Origin of the sequence: Dyella sp., from assembly GCF_036568765.1 — a bacterium.
In the GTDB taxonomy this organism is placed as follows: Bacteria; Pseudomonadota; Gammaproteobacteria; order Xanthomonadales; family Rhodanobacteraceae; genus GSA-30.
This window is the reverse complement of the sequence record NZ_DATCRY010000323.1, coordinates 1-2,617: the sequence shown is the minus strand read 5'-3', so window position 1 is coordinate 2,617 and position 2,617 is coordinate 1. Positions and strand designations below refer to the sequence as shown.

3 protein-coding genes and 1 tRNA gene are annotated in these 2,617 nt (G+C 62.7%); 2 read left to right on the top strand and 2 right to left on the bottom strand.

Annotated features, from left to right (window positions below; genetic code table 11):
• A partial coding sequence (locus tag VIM98_RS20335) for an SIR2 family NAD-dependent protein deacylase (protein WP_331994926.1) occupies window positions 1-586 on the top strand: 586 nt, incomplete at its 5' end.
• A 368-nt stretch (window positions 587-954) separates the two neighbouring features.
• Window positions 955-1,437, top strand: a complete 483-nt coding sequence (locus tag VIM98_RS20330) for an Hcp family type VI secretion system effector (RefSeq protein WP_126183392.1) — start codon at window positions 955-957, stop codon at window positions 1,435-1,437.
• Between the two features lie 197 nt (window positions 1,438-1,634).
• On the opposite strand, the gene VIM98_RS20325 is transcribed toward VIM98_RS20330, so the two are convergent.
• Together VIM98_RS20325 and VIM98_RS20320 are read right to left on the bottom strand one after the other, a co-directional pair.
• Window positions 1,635-1,710: transfer RNA gene (locus VIM98_RS20325), tRNA-Thr, on the bottom strand.
• Window positions 1,711-1,735: 25 nt separating this feature from the next.
• Window positions 1,736-2,617, bottom strand: an 882-nt coding sequence (locus tag VIM98_RS20320; protein ID WP_331994925.1) for a class 1 fructose-bisphosphatase, incomplete at its 5' end; no start/stop codon positions are given.

Below are 2,617 nucleotides of genomic sequence, written 5' to 3'. Positions count from 1 at the left end.
TGCGAGCCCCGAAGGCTGGCAGCAGCACCCGGAGGCGGTGCTGGCCTTCTACAACGAGCGGCGCGAGAAGGCGTGGCAGGCGCAGCCCAACGCGGCGCACATGGCGATCGCGTCGCTCGAGCAGGCCTACGAAGTCGTGATCGTCACGCAGAACGTCGATGCGCTGCATGAGCGTGCCGGGTCGCGCAACGTGGTGCACCTGCACGGGCAACTTGCCTATGCGCGGGGCACCTCGGAGCCCGAGCCGAAGCGCTATCGCATCGATGGCGATCCCATTGCCATGGGACAACTCTGTGAAGACGGCACCCAGCTGCGGCCCGACATCGTGTGGTTCGGTGAAGCGGTGCAGCACTTCGAGGAGGCCGAAGAGCACGTGGCGACTGCGGCACGCGTGCTTGTCGTCGGCACCTCGCTCACGGTCTATCCGGCGGCATCGCTCGTGCAGTATGCGGACCGCAGCGCGCAGAAGGTGCTCGTCGCACTCGACATGGAGGAGGTGCCGCGAGGCTTCACCTTCATGCAGGGCAGGGCAGCCGAGCTGGTGCCGGTGCTGGCCGCGAGGTGGTTGAGCGAGGCGTCCTCGTAGCCTCTTCGAGCGCCTGCAATCAAGGGCCCGCCATCGTTTCGATGGCGGGCCTTTTGCATTTGGCGAGAAGCGGGCGAATGAACTGCTTTGGTTCTCTGGTGCAACGCCCTGGCTGATTTCTGATTAACCCTTTTTGATTGCCTCTTCGAGGCACGTGAAAAGTGATTCGTGAGAAATGGCGCGATCAGGACAGGAATTCATCCGAATTCAATCCACTTGTCACGGTCCGGTCCGAACATCGCAGGCGGTTGGCCCGGGAGGCGGCACGACACGAGTGCCGCCATGACCGGATTTCAATCTTGCCGCTGCAGTGGCGGCAAATCTCCACGGTGCCCGGAGGGGGCGCCACAACAAAGGAACGATCAATCATGGCAGTAGACATGTTCATGCGCGTAGAGGGCGCGAACGGCGAATCGAAGGACTCGAACCACAAGGAGTGGACCGACATCAAGTCGTTCGCATGGGGCGCCACGCAGCCCGGCAACATGGTCAGCGGCGGCGGAGGCGGTGTCGGCAAGGCCAGCTTCAACGACCTGCAGGTGCTGGCGCGCATCGACAAGGCGGCGCCGTCAGTGTTGAAGAACTGCGCGAGCGGCAAGCACCTGGGCAAGGTGGAAGTGTCGGTGTGCAAGGCCGGCGGCTCGCAGATCGAATACACGCGCGTGACGCTCGAAGAGGTGCTGGTCACCTCGGTGCAGTACACGGCCGAGCAGGGCTCCGATGCGGTGTTCGTGCAGTACTCGTTCCAGGCTGCGAAGGTGAAGCAGCAGTACTGGGAGCAGACCGACAAGGGCGGCAAGGGCGCCGAGACGGTGCTGGGCTGGAACATCAAGGAAAACAGGGAAGCCTGATCCCTCCTTGTGCGAAACGGGAGCGCGAGGCTTCCGTTTCATCGGGCCGCAGGAGGCGGTCCGTCGCACCGACTTTCGTACGTTGATTCGAATTCCAGGAAGAGCGGGCAACCCGCATTGAGGGGCCCATCGTCTGGAAGGCTTCAGAGCCGCAAACAAAAAGCCCCGCTATCGAAAAAATAGCGGGGCTTTTGATTTGGTGCCGGAGAGATGAATCGAACACCCGACCTTCTCATTACGAATGAGCTGCTCTACCGACTGAGCTACACCGGCGAAGCCTCAGATTATAGCCAAGAAATCAGGCCTTCTCGGCGTGGTACTGCGTCAAACGCTCAACTTCGTTTCTAGAACCCAACATCACGCTCACGCGCTCGTGGAGTTTGGTGGGCTGCAGGTCCAGGATTCGCTGCTTGCCGTTGGTGGCGGCGCCGCCGGCCTGCTCGACCAGCCAGCTCATGGGGTTGGCCTCATACATCAGGCGCAGCTTGCCGGCCTTTTCGGGCTCGCGCTTGTCCCACGGGTACATGAAGACGCCGCCGCGCATCAGGATGCGGTGCACGTCGGCCACCATGCTGGCGATCCAGCGCATGTTGAAGTCCTTGCCGCGCGGGCCTTCCTTGCCGGCCAGGCATTCGTCGATGTAGCGCTTCACGGGCTCGTCCCAGTGGCGCATGTTGCTCATGTTGATCGCGAATTCCTTGGTGTCGGGCGGAATCTGGATGTCTTCCTGCGTCAGCACGAAGCTGCCCTGTTCGCGGTCGAGGGTGAACATGGCCACGCCGTTGCCCACGGTCAGCACCAGCGTGGTCTGCGGGCCGTAGATGCAATAGCCGGCGGCCACCTGCTGGGTGCCCGCCTGCAGGAAGTCGGCTTCCTGTACGCCGGGGTGGTCGTCGGGCTTCTTCAGCACGCTGAAGATGGTGCCGATGCTGACGTTCACGTCGATGTTGCTGCTGCCGTCGAGCGGGTCGAACATGAGCAGGTATTCGCCCTGCGGGTAGCGGTTCGGCACCACGTAGATGCTGTCCATTTCCTCGCTGGCCATGGCCGCGAGGTGGCCGCCCCATTCGTTGGCCTCGATGAGCACTTCGTTGGCGATGATGTCCAGCTTCTTCTGGATCTCGCCCTGCACGTTCTCGCTCTCGGCCGTGCCGAGCACGCCGCCCAGCGCGCCCTTGTT

Coding starts and splice junctions, on each gene's coding strand:
- VIM98_RS20330 (WP_126183392.1), top strand. CDS start 955: ATGGCAGTAGACATGTTCATGCGCGTAGAGGGCGCGAACGGCGAATCG.